The organism is Aestuariirhabdus litorea, from assembly GCF_003864255.1.
GTDB classification, from domain to species: Bacteria; Pseudomonadota; Gammaproteobacteria; order Pseudomonadales; family Aestuariirhabdaceae; genus Aestuariirhabdus; species Aestuariirhabdus litorea.
The window spans coordinates 1,971,587-1,989,323 of sequence record NZ_QWEZ01000001.1; the positions used below are offsets into that span (position 1 = coordinate 1,971,587).

Below are 17,737 nucleotides of genomic sequence, written 5' to 3' on the forward strand. Positions count from 1 at the left end.
TTTTGGCCACCTCCCCTCTTCCCTAAGGGGATAAGCGGTGAGATTATAGACCAACCATGCAGGATGACCGGTGAGCAATCTTTCCCTTATACTGGTCTTCTGTTAACGACTGCTGCCTGGATTGCCCCATGAGTCAACGTTTTGCCCGGGTTAGTGTGAGCGATATCGAGATCGGTAGCCCGCTGACCTCATCGATCTACAACGCTGCCGGCGACCTGCTTCTGCTCAAGGGGCGCATGATCACCACCCAGCGCCAGCAGACCATTCTGCTGCAGCAGGGTTATGTGGATCGCCAGTCGGCCTCGAGCGGTACCCGCGGTGCCGCCCCTGCCAACGATGCCCAACGCCCCCTGGTCGCCAGTGGCCGCAGCCGGCGCGAACAGGATGAGGATATCTTCCTGCAACTGAGCCAGTGGCTGAACCGGCTGTTCCAGCTGTTCAACCTGTCCCAGAAGGAGCAGAAGGTCGATTTCAGTTACCAGGTCCTGCAACTGGCGCTGGAGATCCAGCTGCAGTGCCAACGGCGCCCCGATACGGTATTGGCCGCCCTGCAGATGGACCACGACAACCACTACGGCCTGATCCATGCGCTGCACTGCGCAGCCATCTGCGAGCTGATCGCCAAGGGCGAACACCTCACCCAGATGGAGCGGGTATCGATGATCGCCGGCGCTCTCACCCACGATTTCGGCATCATCGCCATGCAGGACAGCCTGCACCAGCAGGCGGAAAAGCCCAGTGATGAACAGTGGAAGAAGATTCGCCAACACCCGGAAAAAGGTGAGGCACTGTTGCGCGAGCAGGGAATCGACGACCCCATATGGCTGGCGTTGGTGCGCTACCACCACGAGCGCCTGGATGGCAGTGGTTACCCGGACGGGGTGGGGTCCGACAAGCTCAGTGTTCCGGTCCGCATCATGTCCATCGCCGACACCTACACCGCCATCACCCGCCCCACCGCGTTTCGCAAGGAGAGCACCGTCAACAGTGCCCTGCGGGTGCTCTACACCGAAGGCGACCAGAAACTGGACCGCAGCCTGGTGGAACGATTCATCAAGCGGGTGGGCATCTACCCCTGCGGCTCCCTGGTGCGCCTCAACAACAAGGAGGTGGCGGTGGTGGTGGAGCAGAACAAGGATATCAAACAGCCCAAGGTAATGGCCCTGATGGGCAGCAACGGCCACCCGCTACTGAAACCCCAGGCCCGCGATCTTGAAGCCGACGACCTGAAGATCGTCGGGGTTGAGCCCTACGGCAAATTCCGCAGCCTTCAGTCCTCCATGGAAACCCTCTGGGGGAACTACCTCTAATCGGTATCCGCTGAGGTCAAGCACTCCAGCCTGCGGCGGCGAGCCACTGCCCTCAGGGCGAGGTCCCCCACAAGCGCTCGGCCAGGCCCGACACCCGATGGGTGCGTGTCCCCAGGGCACGCTCCAACAGTTCATCCCCGATCATCAAGCCCAACCGCTTGCGCGCCCGCGTGATACCGGTATAGAGCAGTTCGCGGCTAACCAGGGGACGATGCTCCGGCGGCAGTACCAGCAGCGGATGGTCAAACTCCGAGCCCTGGGACTTGTGCACCGTCATCGCGAACACCGTGCTGTGCTGGGGCATTCGCCCCGGGGTAATCCAGCGCAGCTCGCCCTGGGCGTTTTCGAAGCAGACCCGAATCTCACCATTGCGCGCCGGATCCGGCATCGCCACACCGATATCGCCGTTGAACAGGCGCATACCATAGTCGTTGCGGGTCACCATCACCGGACGCCCCGCGTACCAGACGCCCTCCCCGCGGATCAGCCCCTGCTGGCGCAGCGCCCGTTCGATGCGCGCGTTGAGCCCCTCGGCGCCGTAATCTCCCTGCTGCAACGCGCACAGCACCTGGAAACGCCCCAACAGGTCGAGTACGGTCCGGGGATCGAAGTCGGCCCCCGGCTGCAGGGCCTGCAGGTAGGGGGTATAGCCGGCCACCGCGCACTCCAGCATACGCCGGTAACCCTCAGGACCGAGGGCAAAGCGGTTCAGGTCGGGTCGATCTGCGGCCAGCAGCTGCCGCACTAGCGCGACATCACCGGCATTGACCGCGCTCGCCAGCTGGCCGATGCCACTGTCACCAGCAAAGCGATAGCTGTGACGCAGCAGGCCGATACTGTTGTTGATCGCCGCACGCTCCGTCTGGGGCCGGTCGGGGGCCGGTTCAGCCAGCAGAGGTGCATCACAGAGCCCCGCCAACAGCTGCCACTGCTGGGGCGAGTAGGCCGGCAGCCCCTGGCCGCAGATATCCCCCAGCACACTGCCCGCCTCGACCGAAGCCAGCTGGTCACGATCCCCCAGCAGGATCAGCTGAGCCTCCTCCGGCAACGCCTCCAGCAGGTGAGCCATCATCGGCAGGTCCACCATCGAGGCCTCATCCAGCACCAGCAGATCGAGGGAGAGGGGGTTGTCCCGGTGGTAACGAAAATGACCACCGCCCCCCTGCCAGCCCAGCAAGCGGTGCAGGGTGGCGGCCTCCTCGGGGATCGCCGCCAGCCAGCCGGCCTCCACCGCCAGCGCGGGGTCCTCCACCAGCCCCCGCTTGGCCTGCTTGATCGATTCGGTCAGCCTCGCCGCCGCCTTACCGGTGGGGGCCGCCAGCCGGATACGGGGCTCAAGACGGCGGCTCAGCCGGAACTGCTCCACCATCGCCAGTAACAGTTTGGTGACCGTGGTGGTTTTGCCGGTACCCGGCCCCCCACTGATCACACTGAAGCGGCGGGTCACGCTGACCGCAGCCGCCACCTGCTGCCAGTCGACCTCCCCGGCACCCGATCCAAACAGCTGCGCCAGGGTGCGTTTGAGGGCGTCGGCATCGAGGGGGGCGCTGGCCATGGCCCGCCGCCCCAGATCCTCGGCCAGGGCGCACTCGTACTGCCAATAGCGGTTGAGGTAGAGTCGCATCCCCTCCAGCACCAGGGGTGCGCGTACGCCAGACTGGAAGGCCGCCTGCCAGTCCCCCTCAAGGGGGTAGATCACCGCCTCGGCCCCCTGCGAAGAGGTCAGCAACGCCGCCCGCCAGTGCTCGGCCTCGGGATACTCCAGAGGCAGGCCCGAATCCTGGGCGACGGTGCGCAGATCGATGCAGACGTTGCCCTTGGCCAGCTCGTAACTCAGCAGCAGCGCCGCCAGCAGCAGCTCATCCCGGGGGGAGTCCCCCAGCTCCTCCATAAAACTGGCAAAATGCCAGTCCAGGGCACTGATGCGCCCCTCAAGGCGCAGTTGGCGCAGGCGCCCCTTGAGAGGCGAATCGCTGCTGTCCCCCACTCGCTCGCGTGTTGCGTTTTCAGTCATCGGCCCCCTCCAACAGCGCGTCCAGCGCCGCAATCAGCTCCCTGTCGGGCTGGTCGTAATAGATCCCCTGCTGGCCACTGCCATCGGCCATGCCCCTGAGGAACAGGTAGTAGCAGCCCCCCAGATGACGCTCATAGTCGTAGTCGGCCAGGCGGGTTTTCAGGTAGCGGTGCAGGGCCAGGGTGTAGATCAGGCTCTGCAGGTCGTAACGGTGCTCGAGCATCGCCTGTTCAAGGGCCGCCGGGGCGTAATCCTCGGCACGATCGCCCAGGTGGTTGGACTTGTAGTCGAGCACGAAATAGCGCCCCTGATGCTCAAACACCAGATCGATAAAGCCCTTGAGCATCCCCTTCAGGCGCTGGAACTGCAGCGGCGCCACCCCCTCCAGGGGCAGGTGTCCGTGGTGCTCGAGCAGGCGGTTCAAAGCCGGGGCCTCGAGGGAGGCCACCGGCAGCAAGAACTCCATCTCCACCCGTTTGCGCTGTGTGGACAGCTGGCGAAGGGCAAACCCCGTTTCCAGTCCCGACAGCGGACAGGCCAGTACCTGCAGTAGCCAGTCGGCGAGGGGCTGCACCCAGGCCGGGTCGTAATCCTCCGCTTGCAGGCGCGGTGCCAGCATCGCTTCGATCGAGGCCCGCTCGGCCTGTTCGAAATCCAGGTTCTCGAACAGGCTGTGGAGAAAGGTGCCCGCCTGGGCGCCGCGGGGAAAACTGAACGCATCCAGCCTCAACGGCTCTGTGGCCGCCACCCTGGCCTCGGTCTGCAGCTCGGGGTCGAAGCCGGGTAGCTCCCCCCAGGCCCCACCTACCGGGGTACCGTTACTGCCATGGGCGACCAGCGCCGAGTAGCTGCCGATGCGCCAGTCATTGGCCACCATCCCCTTAAAGGCACAGACTGACAAGGCTTCGGTCTCTGCCTGAGGGGGCTGCGGCGGTGCGATCGGTCCCTGCGGCGGCGCCTCGATACGCAACACCCCGGCACCAAACCGCTGGTCGGTAAAGGCCTGCAGGCGTTGCAACTGGGCTCCCAGCCCCTCCTCCAGCGAACCCTCCCGGGCGCTGTTGAGCAGGTAACCGATGGCGCTGGCGGCAAGGCGCTGGCGCGAGCGGGCATCGACGTTGGCGATCCCCAGATAACAGGCGTGGATCGAGCGGGTCAGCGCGACGTAGAGCAGGCGCAGGTCCTCGGCCAATCGCTCCTGCTCCCCCTTCTCCTGCGCCTCCTGGCTGTCGGTCAGGTCCCAGTAACGCTGGCCCGCTTCGTGGTAGCGTCCGCTGCGGCTGGCGCGGTAGAGGCTGATAAAGGGCAGGAATACCAGCTCGTACTCGAGCCCCTTGCTGCTATGGATGGTGACGATCTTGACCAGTTTGCGGTCGCTCTCCAGTCGCAGCTGCTGCTCGTCGCCGCCCTCGCCCTGGGCTCCCAGCTGCTGCGCAAACCAGCGCAGCAGGCCGTGCTCCCCCTCCACCTCCAGGCTGGCCTGCTGCAACAGCTCGCCCAGGTGCAGCAGATCCGTCAGGTGGCGCTCCCCCTCTTCCCGCATAACCTGGGACTCAGCAATCCCCAGCTCACGCATCAGCTGGTGCAGCATGGGCAGTACCCCTTGATACTGCCAACACTCGCGGGCTTCGATAAAGCGCTGCTGCATCGCCTCCCAGCGGGACTCCTCCCGGGTCAGTCGATCCAGCTCCGCGGCGCTGTAGCCCAGCAGCGCGGTAGCCAGGGCGGCATTGAACAGGCGTTCGTTGGTGGGTTCGGCCACCGCCATCAGCAGACGCAACAGGTCACCGGCCACCGACGTGGAAAACACGCTGTCGCGGCTGAGGAAAACGCTGTCGATGCGTTGGCGGGCCAGTGCACGACGCACCAATGCCGCCTCGAAACGCGACCGCACCAGTACCGCCATATCCCCCGGCTGGAGGGGGCGATCACCGATGCAGGCCTGCCCCTGGTAGGTGCTGGTGAGCAGGCGGCTGATCTCCAGTGCCGTAGCGCGGGCAAAGTCCTGGCGAATTGCCTCCGCCGGTACCGGGTTATCGCCGGCAGGGTGGGGCCAGACACAGAGCCCCTGCAGCGGCTGCCCCGCCACCACCAGGGGTGACTGGTCGGCCCTGCCCGCGGCACGAACCGGCTCGTAGCGGATCTGGCGGTCGTAGATAAAGGGGGCGCCGGAGAAACCGAACAGGGCGTTGACGGCGTCCACCATCGCCCGCGTGGAGCGCCAGTTGGTCTCCATGCCGAAGGTGCCCTGGGCACTCTCCCGGGCCTGCATGTAGGTAAAGATATCGGCGCCGCGGAAACTGTAGATCGCCTGTTTGGGGTCGCCGATCATCAACAGCCCGGTCTCACCGTCACGGCCCTGACCATAGAGGCGGCTGAAGATGCGGTACTGCAGCGGGTCGGTGTCCTGGAACTCGTCGATCAGGGCCAGGGGGTAGAGGCCACGAATCCGCGCTGCCAGCTCCTCAGCACGCTCGCCCTCAAGGGCACCCGCCAGCCGGCTCAGCAGGTCGTCGGGCATCATCAACGCCTGGCGCTCCTTCTGCTGGCGCAGGTGGTGGCGCACAAACGCCAGCGCCTGGCTACGCAGCAGCGCTTTGTAGGGGGGCTGCTGGACCAGCAGCTCATCAATCTGCTCAAACAGGGGGTGGCGCGGTGGCTCCCCCTTGGGGGTTTTGTCGATCAGCATCGACTGGGCAAATTTATCGATCTTCTCCGGCAGCGACGATGATTCGCTGCGGGCCCACTCGGTAACGGCATTGAGCCAGGCCGGCAAGTAACGCTTGGAGTAGGAGTTCTTGCTGACGCCGGAGCCCTGAATCAGCGCTTCCAGCTCGCCGCCGGCCTCCAACCAGGCCCCCTTGAAGCGATCCAGGCGCGCGCGGTAGTCGTCGTGCATCGCCTCGAGGTCAACAGCTTCGAGGCTTGGCAGCAGCCGCGTATCCTCGGCGCTGATCATCGGTTCGATATCGGCCAACAGGGCCCGGGGACTCTTCCACAGCCCTCCTACGATGGCGGCCAGTTCGGGATCGAGGGGGTAGAAGCTCTGGCGCCAGAAATCCTTGACCGCCTGGTACTTCAGGGGCCGGTCATCCATGGTGAATTCGCTGCTGAACAGCACCCCGCTCTCGAAGGCGTTGCGGGTCAGCATACGCCAACAGAAACCGTGGATGGTATAGATCGCCGCCTCATCCATCTGCCGCGCTGCTTGCTCCAGGCGCGCCACCTGCTCCTCTCGCGCCAGCGGTGAGTCGGCGAGAATCGCCGCCAGAAGCGGGTCACCCGCCTCCCCCCGCAGCAGTGCCTCCCGTGCCTCCACAATACGCCGGCGGATGCGGTCGCGCAGCTCACCGGTGGCGGCCTCGGTAAAGGTCACCACCAGAATCTGCTCGCACCCCAGCGGCTGCTCGCGTCCTACCGCCAACAGGGCACGCAGGTAGAGGGCGGTGATGGTGTAGGTCTTGCCGGTACCGGCGCTGGCCTCGATCAGCTGCACCGAGTGCAGGGGCAAGCGGCGCGCGTCCAGGGGCTGGTGAGCGGATGGCTGGCTCATGACTGCACCTCCGGTTTCAGACTCTCAAGTTTGCCGGTTTTGAGTGCCCTCAGCATCGGCAGCAGCACCGCCTCGGCCAGGGCCGGCAGGTCGCTGTCCCGCAGGGCATCGGCAGAGGGGTAGAGACGCGACCAGTAGGGGTCGTCGGCATCGCCCGACTTGAACTCCCCCCCCTCCCAGGCGGCCGAGGCTTTCGTCCAGCACTGCGCCTCGTCGCCCCCCTTGTCGAGGCTCCGAGCCCAGGCCATCGCGGCCTGCAGCGGAAGCGCCAGGGGTTGCTGCAGGCCCTGTTGAAACAGTTGCAGCAGGGAGTCGAGCCGGTCGCGGGCCCACTCGGCCTGCTCAATGGCCTGCAGCTGGGCGTACTCATCGATGGTGATAAAAAAGGAGTGCGTCGGGGTACCGCAGGCGTTCAACGCCAGGTGGTGCAACCAGAGGCGCAGGCAATCGGCATCACGCAGCTTTCCCGCCCGCCAGAGCACCAGGCGCTCGCCCTCGAACAGGTTGCCGATACGACCCAACAGGCGTCCCGAGGGCAGCGAAATCTCCAGGGTTTTGACCTGCTCCGGTCCGCGCCGCAGCCTGCGTAGCGGCTCCTCCAGGCTATGGGCCCGCGCCTGCCAGTCGATCAGCTGGTGCTCGCCAAAGCCGGCGTGGGGCAGCTCCCCGGAGAGCCGCAACTGTTGCTGCCAGGGCTCGGGGCTTTCGCCCCGCAGTTGGCGCTCGACCAGCTCCGTACAGGCACGGTAGCGCAGCAGCGGATCTTCCTCAAAAGGTTCGTCCGCCTCCTCCATCGCCCCAAACTGGTCAAAAAACACCCGCAAGCGCTGGTTAAAAAAGTAGCGGGCACTGTTGTCGAAAAAGCGGCTCAAAGCCGGCATCTCCACCCGCCCTGCATCCCCTCCCAGATCGCCCCCCTGCTCGCCATCGGGTGGTGGCAGCGGCTGCGCGCAAAAGGCGGCGGCCGGCTGGCCGGGGCCACTTAGCTGGTGCGCTTCAAGCGTCTGTGCAACGCTCAGCCAGCGCCGGTCAAAGCTCTGGCCATCCCATGCCGAATCTGCGCCGGGCAGGAAGTTTTGACGCCCAAAAGGTTGCAGGCTGTGCTGGCGCTGCAGCCCGGCAAGCAGCCGCTCGGCACTGGCCCGGTGAGAAAGATCGCTCTCCCCGGCCGCAACAAACCCCTGCTGGCAGTATTCGACCAGCTCGGTCACCAGCACCGAGGGGACCCGCTCGCTGTTGTCGCGAATACTGCGCCCGACGTAGCTGATATAGAGTTTCTCCCGCGCCGACAGCAGTGCCTCCAGAAACAGGTAGCGGTCATCGTCGCGGCGGGAGCGATCACCGAGACGGGGCTTGACGGCCATCAGGTCAAACCCCATGGGTGGCAGCGAGCGGGGGTAGGCGCCATCGTTCATCCCCAGCAGACAGATCACCCTGAAGGGAATCGAGCGCATGGGCATCAGGGTGCAGAAGTTGACCTGACCCGCCAGAAACCGGTGTGAGCCTCCCTCATCTTGCAAGGTGGCCTGCAGGTGCTCAAGGAACACTTCCGGGGAGAGGGGCTCTTCGAAGCCAACCCCCTTAAGGCGCTTCACCAGCTGATCGAGGGCGCGCAGAATCAGTCGGAAGCTGTATTCGGTGTCGCTGTCCTTGCTGTAAAAATCCTGCAGCAGCTGCTGGCAGCGCTGCTGCCACTGATCCACCGTGGCGCTGCGGGTGAGCCGTTGTTGCAGGGTGTCGAGCTGCTCCAGGTAGTCAATCAATTTACCCAGTTTCTGCGCCCCCAATCCCTCGATTCCCTCGAAGGGCTGGATAGCGGCAAAGCTGCCCTCCCGTTCACGGCGCGAAAGCCCCAGCAACATGCGGCGCACACCAAAGCGCCAGCTGTTCTGCTGCTGGGGGTAGAGGCCGGCTGAGGACAACTGCTCGGCATCCAGCCCCCAACGAATGCCGCTCTCACGAATCCAGTCGCGCAGCTCGTCAAACTCATCCTGTTGCAAATCGAAGCGCTCCATCACCTGCGGCACCTCGAGAATATCCAGCAGGCGGGTGACCTCGAAGCGGCTGCCGGGGATCTGCAGTAGTTGAAAAAAACTCACCAAAAGCGGGTTCTCCGCCTGCACTCCGCGATCGGCGATGGAGTAGGGAATCGGGTGTTCGCGACTGCCAAACACCGACTGGATGGCGGCGCTGTAGTGGTCGATCTGGGGCACCATCACCAGCACATCCCTGGGCTGCAGGTTGGGATCGGCGTTGAACAGCGCCAGCAGGCGGTCGTGAAGCACCTCCACCTCCCGCATGGGGCTGTGGCAACTGTGCAGCTCCAGCGAGCCGTCGCCGGCGGGTAACGGGGTTTTGTGGTGGCTATCGTCGGGCAGCGGCGTGCCGGGGGGCAACGCCCCACGATTATTCAGCTCCAGCAGGTCCCCCTGCAGCATTCCCAGCAGTTGGGTCGGGGGGCGTTCGATAAAGTGCTCCCGGTGCTCCACCGCCAGGGCGGGGTCCAGCCCATGCAACTGCGCCTGGTAGTCGCGCCCCAGTTTGCCCATGGAGGCCAGCAGGGGGTTATCCCCCCCCAGGCCGGAGGCCTGCGCCTGCCAGCTCTGGTGGGCCGGGTCCTGCAGGTCGCCCCAGTAATGACGGCAGGGGTTGAGCTGCATCAGGTGTACGTCACAGCGCTGACCCAGGTGGTGCAGTACCTCCAGGTACTGGGGGGCGAGGGCCGAGACGCCAAACAGGAAAATGCGCTCGGGTAGATCCAGATCGTCCTGGCTGGCCAGACGGTCGATAAAGCGCTGCTGCAGATTGGCCCGATGGGCCTCGTTACCTCCCCGCTCGCGGTTGTAGGCCACCAGCGCCCGCCACAGAATCGGTTGCCAGGGGTGCTCGGCCTCCGCCTCGGTACCGGCCTTTTCCTGCTCCCAGTCGAGTATCCACTGCGGCCGGTAGACCAGGTACTGGTCGAAGATATCGGCCACCTTCATCGCCAGCTGATAGCGCTTGCGCTGTGCCGGGTCGTCGGCAAGGTAGCCCCGCAGGGAGCTGAACTCCGGCTGCGACAGGAAACGGGGCAACAGCTGCATCAGGACCCAGCCCATTGATTCCTTGTTGAAGGCGGACTCCTCGGGCATATCCGGGAACACCCGCGTAAACAGCTCCCAGATAAAGCTCGACGGTAGCGGAAAGCGGATATTGGCGGCCACCCCCAGGTTCGCGGCCAGACGCTGCTTGAGCCACTGCGCCATGCCGGGACTTTGTACCAACACCACCTCGTCGGCCAGGGGGGACACCAGCGGCTGTTCGCGTATGGTATCGGCGATCAGGGCCTGGTGGATCTCCGCGAAGTTGGAGTGGTAGATCTTGAGCATGTCGATGAGGGATCCCGAAAAAAGCAGAACTACAGGCTACCCGAGCCAGAGGGGGTTGACCATAGGTGACCGGAGTCACCTGTCGCCCCAGGCGACAGGTCTGGCGAGATCCGTTAGCAGGCTCGCTTTACTGGGGTTCGAGGGGTAACTGCCAGTCGATGGGCGCCTCTCCACGCTCCATCAGCCAACGGTTGGCGGCGGAGAAGTGGCCGCAGCCGATAAACCCCCTGTGCGCAGACAGCGGTGAGGGGTGCGGTGCCCGCAGCACGCAGTGGCGCTGCGCATCGATAAAGGCCCCCTTGCGCTGGGCGTAGCTGCCCCAGAGCATAAACACCAGGCCATCGCGCTGTTCGTTAAGGCGGGCAATGGCGCGGTCGGTAAAGGTCTCCCAGCCCTGGTTCTGGTGGGAGGCGGCCTGGGATTGCTCCACGGTCAATACCGAGTTCAGCAGTAACACCCCCTGCCGGGCCCAGTGCATCAAGTAGCCGTGAGGCGCGGGGCTCACCCCGAGGTCCCGCTCCAGCTCCTTGTAGATATTGACCAACGAAGGGGGAATGCGTACCCCGGGCCGCACTGAAAAGCTGAGACCGTGGGCCTGACCTTCGCCGTGGTAGGGATCCTGCCCGAGGATCACCACCTTGACCCGGTCAAAGGGGGTGGTATTGAAGGCATTAAATATCTCGGAACCCGCCGGGTAGACCGCCTTGCCCGCCTGCTTCTGCTGCTGCAGGAACGCCCGTAGCTGCTCCATGTAGGGCTGGCTGAATTCGGCTTCCAGCACCGCCTTCCAGCAGGGCTCGAGCTCCACTTTCCTGTGGGATTCGGGTCGCATCGGGTGGACTCCTCCAGTAGGTGCCTGCATAAAAGGCCCCGATTATACCCACAGCCTGCGCCGACTATCACCCACCGGCCCGCGCAATCATTCATTGGAGTGATAGTTTACATCCCCCCTTGCCGACCCGAAGATCCTTTGGTGCAATGGAGAACAATACGCCCAGAGCGATCCGATAACCGCCATTTGATAACAATAACAGCGAGCACTCTATGGACTACCGACTCCCCCTTGCACAACTGGCCCACAACGTAGCAACCCACCCCGACAAAGCCTACCTGCACCAGCCCAAAAACCGGCAGTGGACCACCCTCAGCTGGGGCGAAGTGGACCAGCAGGCCCGCCGCATCGCCAGTGCCCTCAAGGCGCAAGGTTTCGTGGAGGGGGATCGCATCGCGATCTTTGCCAAGAACAGTGCCGAGTGGTTCATTACCGACTTCGCCATCATGATGGCGGGCATGATCAGCGTACCGATCTACGCTACGGCCGGTGCGGACACCATTCGCCATATCCTCAACCATAGCGAAGCCAAGGCGATCTTTATCGGCAAACTGGACAGCCTGGACGCCGGCAAGGAGGCGATTCCCGAGTCGCTCCTGCGCATCGCCTACCCCTACCCCACCCTGCCCTGCCAGGTGCAGTGGGAGGAGTGGCTGCAGCAGTATCCGCCACTGGAAGAGGTGCACAACCCCGACGCCGATGACACCGTCACCCTGGTCTACACCTCCGGCTCCACCGGAGTGCCCAAGGGGGTGGTGCTGAGCTACCGCAATGTGGCCTCCTCCAGCTACTGCTCGTCGATCCTCACCCCCCATCAGCCGAACGACTGCACCATGTCCTACCTGCCCCTGGCGCACATTACCGAACGCTGCGTGGTGGAGCTGATGACGCTCTACAGCCCGATCGAGATCTACTTTGTGGAATCCCTCGACACCTTTATTGACGACGTCAAGCACGCCCGCCCCACCCTCTTTATTTCCGTGCCCCGGCTGTGGACCAAGTTCCAGGCCCAGGTGCTGGCACAACTGCCCCAGAAAAAACTGCAGCGACTGCTTAAGATCCCGTTGCTCAACAGCCTGGTCAAACGCAAGATCCGCAAAGCCCTCGGCCTCGACCAGACACGGGTATTCGGCTCGGGTTCCGCCCCTATCTCGGTGGAGACCCTGCGCTGGTATGCCCGCCTCGGGATCCATATCTCCGAGGGCTGGGGCATGACCGAAACCTCCGGCCTCTCCTGTGGCAACAACCCCTTCTCCCTTGATCGCCTGGGCACCATCGGCGTTCCCCAGCAGTGCGTTGAGATGAAGCTGTCGGAAGAGGGTGAGGTGCTGATTCGTGGTGATGCGGTGTTCCGGGAGTATTACCGCAACCCCGAGGCGACGGCAGAAGCCTTTGTCGACGGCTGGTTCCGCACCGGTGATCGCGGCGCCATCCGCGAGGATGGCAGCTGGGAGATCGTGGGCCGGGTCAAGGAGCAGTTCAAGACCGGCAAGGGCAAGTACGTCGCGCCGGTGCCGATCGAGAGCATGCTGGGCCGCAACCACGATATCGAGCAGGTTTGCGTAATGGGCTCCGGTCGCAAGCAGCCACTGGCGGTGATCGTGCTCAACGCCCAGCTCCAGGACTACAGCCCCGACACCGAGGCCGCTCTGCAGAGGACCCTGGACGAGGTCAACGCCGAACTGGAGAGTCACCAGCGCCTCGATCACCTGATCGTATCGGAGGAAGCCTGGGACATCGAAAACGGCCTCCTCACCCCCACCCTGAAGCTCAAACGGGACCAGCTGGAAAAACGCTATGGCCACCTGCTGAGCCAAAAACTGGACAAGCCGGTGGTGTGGGAGAACCGCATCGGCAACTGATTCAGGGGCCCGACCAGCAGGCTACAATGGCGGGCAACGGCAATGGCGCAAAAGGCGGAAGATGGTAGCGAGCAGAGGTTTTCACCTGACCCTGTACAAACGGATTCTGAACGGTGAGGTCGAGTTGCCCTGCCTGCCCGACGTTTCCCTGAGAATTCGCCAAACCATCGCCCGCCACAACTACCACCTCCAGGACCTGGTGCAACTGCTGCAGGGCGACCCGGCCCTGGCGGGCCATCTGCTGAAGATGGCCGATTCGCCCCTATACCACCAGCCGACCCCGGCGCGGGACCTGCGCACCGCCATCCAGCGCATGGGGGCCAGCGCCACCAGCAACATCGCCACCACCTACAGCATCAAGAACCTGTTCTTCTCCCGCAACCCGCGACTTATGCAGTACATGCGCCTGCTCTGGCACCGCAGCCTCAAATGCGCGGCGGTCTGCTCGGTGCTGGCCAAGCACAGCACCTTTATCGAGCCCGACCAGGCGATGCTGGCGGGGCTGATGCAGGAGATCGGTTGCCTGTTACTGCTGGTGCAGTTGGAGGAGCGGCCGGAGCTGCTGGAGGAGCCCGCTGAGGTCTATCGCATGTTCGATGAGGTGGGGGGCGATATCGGGGTGGTACTGCTTAAATTCTGGGGGCTGGATGCCCCCTTCGTGGAGGCGATTCGCGAACGCAACCACTGGCTGCGGGACAGCCGCCTGCCCTACGACCTGGTGGACCTGTCAATTCTGGGCAGGCGGCTGGCGCTGGGGCAGGGTCCGACCGGCGGTGCACTGCCCGAGCTGGAGTCGATGCCCGCCTACAACAAATCGGTGTTCGCCTTGATGCGTATCCCCCGCGGGTTGGGATTGTTCGACCAGCTGCGCCCCGAGATCGAGGCGGTGCTGACCCTGCTGGGGGGCAGTCTCACCCCGCCACCCCAACCCACACCGCGGCGCCCGCTGATCCCGACCCTCAGAAATCGCAGCGTATAGCGCGACGCTGGCCATCCACCAGCAGCCCCACCTTGGCCGGCCCCTCGACCGACTCCAGCATCAAGAAGCCCTGGGCGCAAACCGCTTTCTGCTTGGCGGCCCTGGCGGAGACGTACTGCTCCATGTCGGGCACGTTGAGGATCATGCTGAAGCCCTCGTAGACGACAGCATCCTCGGCGGAGGAGTGATTCAGGTAGCCCTTGAAGTGCAACGCCGACACCGTCACCAGGATCGAGGCAACGGCGGTGAGAATGACCAGCTGGGGACGATCAAGATTCATCATTTGACCGAATCCTTGAGGGCGTCAGCCCCCTCCTTGAGCGCATCACTGATGTTACGGCCACTCTCCTCCAGGCGCCCCTTGAGGGAGTTATCCCGGAAGGGGTTGTCCCAGATATCCTGCCCTTTGCCCAGATTGGCTCCCATCCAGAGTCCGGCCACCAGGCCGAGCACCACCCCCAACAACAGTTTCTTCATATGGATTCCCCGATAGCAGCGAACCCGCCAATGCGGGTTCGTCATGGTAGCGATTATGTGGTGGCCTGCCCCCGCCCGGGGCCCGGCCGGGTTTAGCTTTCGCCCTTGCTCGAGCCACCCGCCTTGGGAGCATGGGCCAGGATACGATCCGCCAGGCGCGAGAAGGGGAGGCTCTGTATCCACACGGTGCCGGTGCCACTGAGGGTGGCGAGCACCAGACCTTCGCCGCCAAACAGCATGCTTTTCAGGCCGCCACTGAGGGCGATATCGTAGTCAATCCCCTGGGAAAAGGCCACCAGGCAACCGGTATCCAGGCGCAGGGTTTCGTTGTTGAGCTGCTTGCGCACCACCGTCCCTCCGGCGTGGACAAACACCATGCCGTCACCCTCCAGTTTCTGCAGGATAAAGCCCTCGCCACCGAAAAAGCCGGAGCCGATGCGCTTGTTGAGGGCGATCCCCACCTTGGTACCCCGCGCGGCACAGAGAAAGGCATCCTTCTGACAGATGAGCTGGCCCTCAACCTCCGTGAGGTTAACGGGGATAACCGAGCCCGGATAGGGAGCAGCGAAGGCAACCCGCTGCTTGGCCTGCCCTTGGTTGCTGAAGTGGGTCATAAAGAGGGATTCGCCGGTGATCATCCGTTTGCCGGCGCTGAACAGCTTGCCCATCACCCCCTGGTCCGCATCGGAGCCATCCCCCATGCGGGTCTCAAAGGCGATACCCTGTTCCATGTAGGTCATGGCGCCGGCTTCAGCGATCACGGTTTCACCCGGGTCCAGTTCCACCTCCACCATCTGCATATCATGCCCGATGATGCGGTAATCGACTTCGTGACTCTGCATAGGACTCTCCCTGTTAGCCTGGTGTTGTAAAGGGTAACGCCCCGGCAGCCACCGGAAAGCGCTACATTAGATTAGTCGACCAGCCCCAGGGTCTGCAGGAAATGACGGTGCAATATGGCCCGTACCGGTACCTGCTGCTCCCAGTCATCGCCATGCAACAGGCACTGGTATTCGCAATCGATCAGCACCGCGTTGGTCAGGCTCGCATCCAGCTCAGGATCGGAAGTGCCCAGCCGCTGGTAAAAACCCACCAGTTCCGCCAGCAGGTCATGGCGGTATCCCAACACCAGGTCACGCAGGCTGGCGGAGCGCAGCGCCTCCTGATGCAGGGCCTGCTCGGCCAGCAGGCGCTCGCGCTGGCTATTGACCTGCAGGGCGACAAAGGCCTGGGCCAGGTCGGTCATGTTGGCGGCGAAGATACGGCGGCTGTCGAGGGCGTCGTCGAGCTGGCTGTAGAGCTGCTCGATCTGCTCGCCGCTCTCAACCCAAAAGCGGTTAACCTCGCTAATGGTCTGCTCGACAAAGAGGGTAAAGGTATCGATGATCAGGTCATTGATATCCTTGAAGTAGTAGGTGGTTGCCGAGAGCGGTACGTTGGCCTCACGGGCCACCGCCCGGTGGCGGATACCCCGAACCCCCTCACGGATCGCCACCCTGAGGGCCGCCTCCAGAATGGTTCGGCGACGCTGTTCGCTGCCACTGCGGCGGGCCTTGCGTCCACGGTACTTGATCGGTTGACGGCCATCCGGCCGATTCAGGCTTTTCTTATCCTCGGGCAAAGCAGGTCCCCCCTTGCTTCTTTGCAGCCCCGCTCTGGCGTCGGGATCTGCGGTAGGCCTTCCCGGCCTCCTCGCTGCCGCCCCTCCCTGGGGCGGCGACTCACTAACCCCGTTTATTATGCATGAGGACGCATATGGGGGAACAGCAGGACATCACGAATGGAAGGTGAATCGGTGAACAGCATCACCAGACGGTCGATACCGATCCCCTCACCGGCGGTCGGCGGCAGGCCATACTCGAGGGCGCGCACGTAGTCGTCATCGTAGTGCATCGCCTCGTCGTCACCCGCCTCCTTCTCCTCCACCTGGCGGCGGAAACGCTCGGCCTGGTCCTCGGCATCGTTGAGCTCGGAGAAGCCGTTGGCGATCTCGCGGCCACCAATAAAGAACTCGAAGCGGTCGGTGATATCGGGGTTGTCATCGTTACGACGGGCCAGGGGCGACACCTCGGCCGGGTACTCGGTGATGAAGGTCGGCTGGATCAGCTTGTCCTCGGCGGTCTCCTCGAAGATCTCGGTCTGCAGTTTGCCCAGCCCCCAGATCGGCTGCACCTTGATCTTCAGGGACTCGGCTACCTGGCGCGCGGAGTCGTAGTCGAGCAGCTGCTCGCGCTTGAGCTCGGGGTTGTAGCGCAAAATGGCGTCGACCATGCTCAGCCGCTCAAAGGGCTTGCCGAAGTCGTACACCCGCTCCTCCACCAAGTTGCCCTCGGCGTCCTTGATGGTGCAGGGCAGCTGGGTGGTTCCCAGTACCTGCTCGGCCACGTAGCGCAGCATCTCTTCGGTCATGTCCATCAGGTCACGGTAATCGGCGTAGGCCTGGTAGAACTCGATCATGGTGAACTCGGGGTTGTGACGCGATGACAGCCCCTCGTTACGGAAGTTACGGTTGATCTCGAACACCCGCTCGAAGCCCCCCACCACCAGCCGCTTGAGGTAGAGTTCCGGCGCGATGCGCAGGTACATATCCAGGTCCAGGGCGTTGTGGTGGGTGACAAAGGGACGCGCGGCGGCGCCGCCGGGGATCACCTGCAGCATCGGGGTTTCCACCTCCATAAACTGCTTGGCCGCCATAAAGGTACGGATCGCCTCAATCACCCTGGAGCGGATCTGGAAGGTTTTGCGCGACTCCTCGTTCATGATCAGGTCGACGTAGCGCTGGCGGTAGCGAGTCTCGGTATCCTCCAGCCCCTTGAACTTGTCGGGCAGGGGACGCAGGGACTTGGTCAGCAGCTGCACGGCGTCCATATCGACGTAGAGATCCCCTTTGCCGGAACGGGCCAGGGTGCCCTCGGCACCGATGATGTCACCCAGGTCCCAGTGCTTGATCTCCTCCAGCAAGGTGGCGTCCAGCGCCTTGCGGTTGACGTAAACCTGGATGCGGCCGGAGACATCCTGCAGTTCCATAAAGGCACCGCGGTTGAGCATGATACGCCCGGCCACTTTGACGCGGATACCCGCCTCAGCCAGCGCCTCCTTGGAGTGCTCCTGATAGTCCTGCTGCAGGTCCCCGGCCAGGGCATCGCGGCGAAAATCGTTGGGGAAGGCCACCCGTTTCTGACGAATCTCCGCCAGCTTCTCGCGGCGCAGCGCGATCAGCTTATTCTCCTCGTGGATATCGGAATGGGCGGTTTGGTTTTCATCAGTCATGGTCATCTTCCTGTTAAACAAACTGCCGGACAACCGGTCCGGCCTCGGTGGTATGGTTTAGTTCGGAGTTGC

Annotated in this window: 12 protein-coding genes; 3 read left to right on the top strand and 9 right to left on the bottom strand. The window is 63.8% G+C overall.

Going from position 1 to position 17,737, the window contains the following annotated elements; translation table 11 throughout:
- The first annotated feature begins 128 nt into the window (after nt 1–128).
- Nucleotides 129–1,310, top strand: coding sequence for an HD-GYP domain-containing protein (locus D0544_RS09115; protein ID WP_125015636.1), 1,182 nt, complete (start codon nt 129–131; stop codon nt 1,308–1,310).
- A 52-nt stretch (nt 1,311–1,362) separates the two neighbouring features.
- Here D0544_RS09115 and recD read toward each other — a convergent pair whose 3' ends face one another.
- The 4 genes from recD to ung form a co-directional block, all read right to left on the bottom strand.
- Nucleotides 1,363–3,324, bottom strand: coding sequence for an exodeoxyribonuclease V subunit alpha (gene recD / locus D0544_RS09120; protein WP_125015637.1), 1,962 nt, complete (start codon nt 3,322–3,324; stop codon nt 1,363–1,365).
- A complete protein-coding gene (gene recB, locus D0544_RS09125) occupies nt 3,317–6,877 on the bottom strand; it encodes an exodeoxyribonuclease V subunit beta (protein ID WP_125015638.1) in 3,561 nt (1,186 codons plus the stop codon). Before recB ends, recD begins: the two co-directional genes overlap by 8 nt.
- A complete protein-coding gene (gene recC, locus D0544_RS09130; protein ID WP_125015639.1) occupies nt 6,874–10,245 on the bottom strand; it encodes an exodeoxyribonuclease V subunit gamma in 3,372 nt (1,123 codons plus the stop codon). The genes recB and recC overlap by 4 nt, the downstream gene beginning before the upstream one ends.
- Nucleotides 10,246–10,372: 127 nt before the next feature.
- A complete protein-coding gene (gene ung, locus D0544_RS09135) occupies nt 10,373–11,077 on the bottom strand; it encodes a uracil-DNA glycosylase (protein WP_125015640.1) in 705 nt (234 codons plus the stop codon).
- 212 nt (nt 11,078–11,289) lie between these two features.
- On the opposite strand from ung, the gene D0544_RS09140 reads away from it, so the two are divergent.
- Nucleotides 11,290–12,939, top strand: a complete 1,650-nt coding sequence (locus tag D0544_RS09140) for an AMP-binding protein (RefSeq protein WP_125015641.1) — start codon at nt 11,290–11,292, stop codon at nt 12,937–12,939.
- A gap of 61 nt (nt 12,940–13,000) precedes the next feature.
- Nucleotides 13,001–13,918 (top strand): HDOD domain-containing protein, encoded by a 918-nt coding sequence (locus D0544_RS09145; protein WP_125015642.1) that lies wholly within the window; start codon nt 13,001–13,003, stop codon nt 13,916–13,918.
- On the opposite strand, the gene D0544_RS09150 is transcribed toward D0544_RS09145, so the two are convergent.
- The 5 genes from D0544_RS09150 to lysS form a co-directional block, all read right to left on the bottom strand.
- The gene (locus tag D0544_RS09150; protein WP_125015643.1) at nt 13,899–14,201 is read right to left on the bottom strand and encodes a PA3694 family proteiin; all 303 of its coding nucleotides are present in this window, start codon (nt 14,199–14,201) and stop codon (nt 13,899–13,901) included. The genes D0544_RS09145 and D0544_RS09150 overlap by 20 nt on opposite strands.
- Nucleotides 14,198–14,395, bottom strand: coding sequence for a hypothetical protein (locus D0544_RS09155; protein ID WP_125015644.1), 198 nt, complete (start codon nt 14,393–14,395; stop codon nt 14,198–14,200). Before D0544_RS09155 ends, D0544_RS09150 begins: the two co-directional genes overlap by 4 nt.
- 92 nt (nt 14,396–14,487) lie before the next feature.
- On the bottom strand, nt 14,488–15,237 hold the full coding sequence (locus tag D0544_RS09160) for a TIGR00266 family protein (RefSeq protein WP_125015645.1): 750 nt from the start codon (nt 15,235–15,237) through the stop codon (nt 14,488–14,490).
- A 71-nt stretch (nt 15,238–15,308) separates the two neighbouring features.
- Nucleotides 15,309–16,016, bottom strand: coding sequence for a TetR/AcrR family transcriptional regulator (locus D0544_RS09165; RefSeq protein ID WP_125015646.1), 708 nt, complete (start codon nt 16,014–16,016; stop codon nt 15,309–15,311).
- Between the two features lie 116 nt (nt 16,017–16,132).
- Nucleotides 16,133–17,665, bottom strand: coding sequence for a lysine--tRNA ligase (gene lysS, locus D0544_RS09170; RefSeq protein ID WP_125015647.1), 1,533 nt, complete (start codon nt 17,663–17,665; stop codon nt 16,133–16,135).
- Between the last annotated feature and the right edge of the window lie 72 nt (nt 17,666–17,737).

Excerpts from the sequence above, each read along its gene's own strand:
- D0544_RS09115 (WP_125015636.1), top strand. The coding sequence starts at position 129 with ATGAGTCAACGTTTTGCCCGGGTTAGTGTGAGCGATATCGAGATCGGT.
- recD (WP_125015637.1), bottom strand. The coding sequence starts at position 3,324 with ATGACTGAAAACGCAACACGCGAGCGAGTGGGGGACAGCAGCGATTCG.
- recB (WP_125015638.1), bottom strand. The coding sequence starts at position 6,877 with ATGAGCCAGCCATCCGCTCACCAGCCCCTGGACGCGCGCCGCTTGCCC.
- recC (WP_125015639.1), bottom strand. The coding sequence starts at position 10,245 with ATGCTCAAGATCTACCACTCCAACTTCGCGGAGATCCACCAGGCCCTG.
- ung (WP_125015640.1), bottom strand. The coding sequence starts at position 11,077 with ATGCGACCCGAATCCCACAGGAAAGTGGAGCTCGAGCCCTGCTGGAAG.
- D0544_RS09140 (WP_125015641.1), top strand. The coding sequence starts at position 11,290 with ATGGACTACCGACTCCCCCTTGCACAACTGGCCCACAACGTAGCAACC.
- D0544_RS09145 (WP_125015642.1), top strand. The coding sequence starts at position 13,001 with ATGGTAGCGAGCAGAGGTTTTCACCTGACCCTGTACAAACGGATTCTG.
- D0544_RS09150 (WP_125015643.1), bottom strand. The coding sequence starts at position 14,201 with ATGATGAATCTTGATCGTCCCCAGCTGGTCATTCTCACCGCCGTTGCC.
- D0544_RS09155 (WP_125015644.1), bottom strand. The coding sequence starts at position 14,395 with ATGAAGAAACTGTTGTTGGGGGTGGTGCTCGGCCTGGTGGCCGGACTC.
- D0544_RS09160 (WP_125015645.1), bottom strand. The coding sequence starts at position 15,237 with ATGCAGAGTCACGAAGTCGATTACCGCATCATCGGGCATGATATGCAG.
- lysS (WP_125015647.1), bottom strand. The coding sequence starts at position 17,665 with ATGACTGATGAAAACCAAACCGCCCATTCCGATATCCACGAGGAGAAT.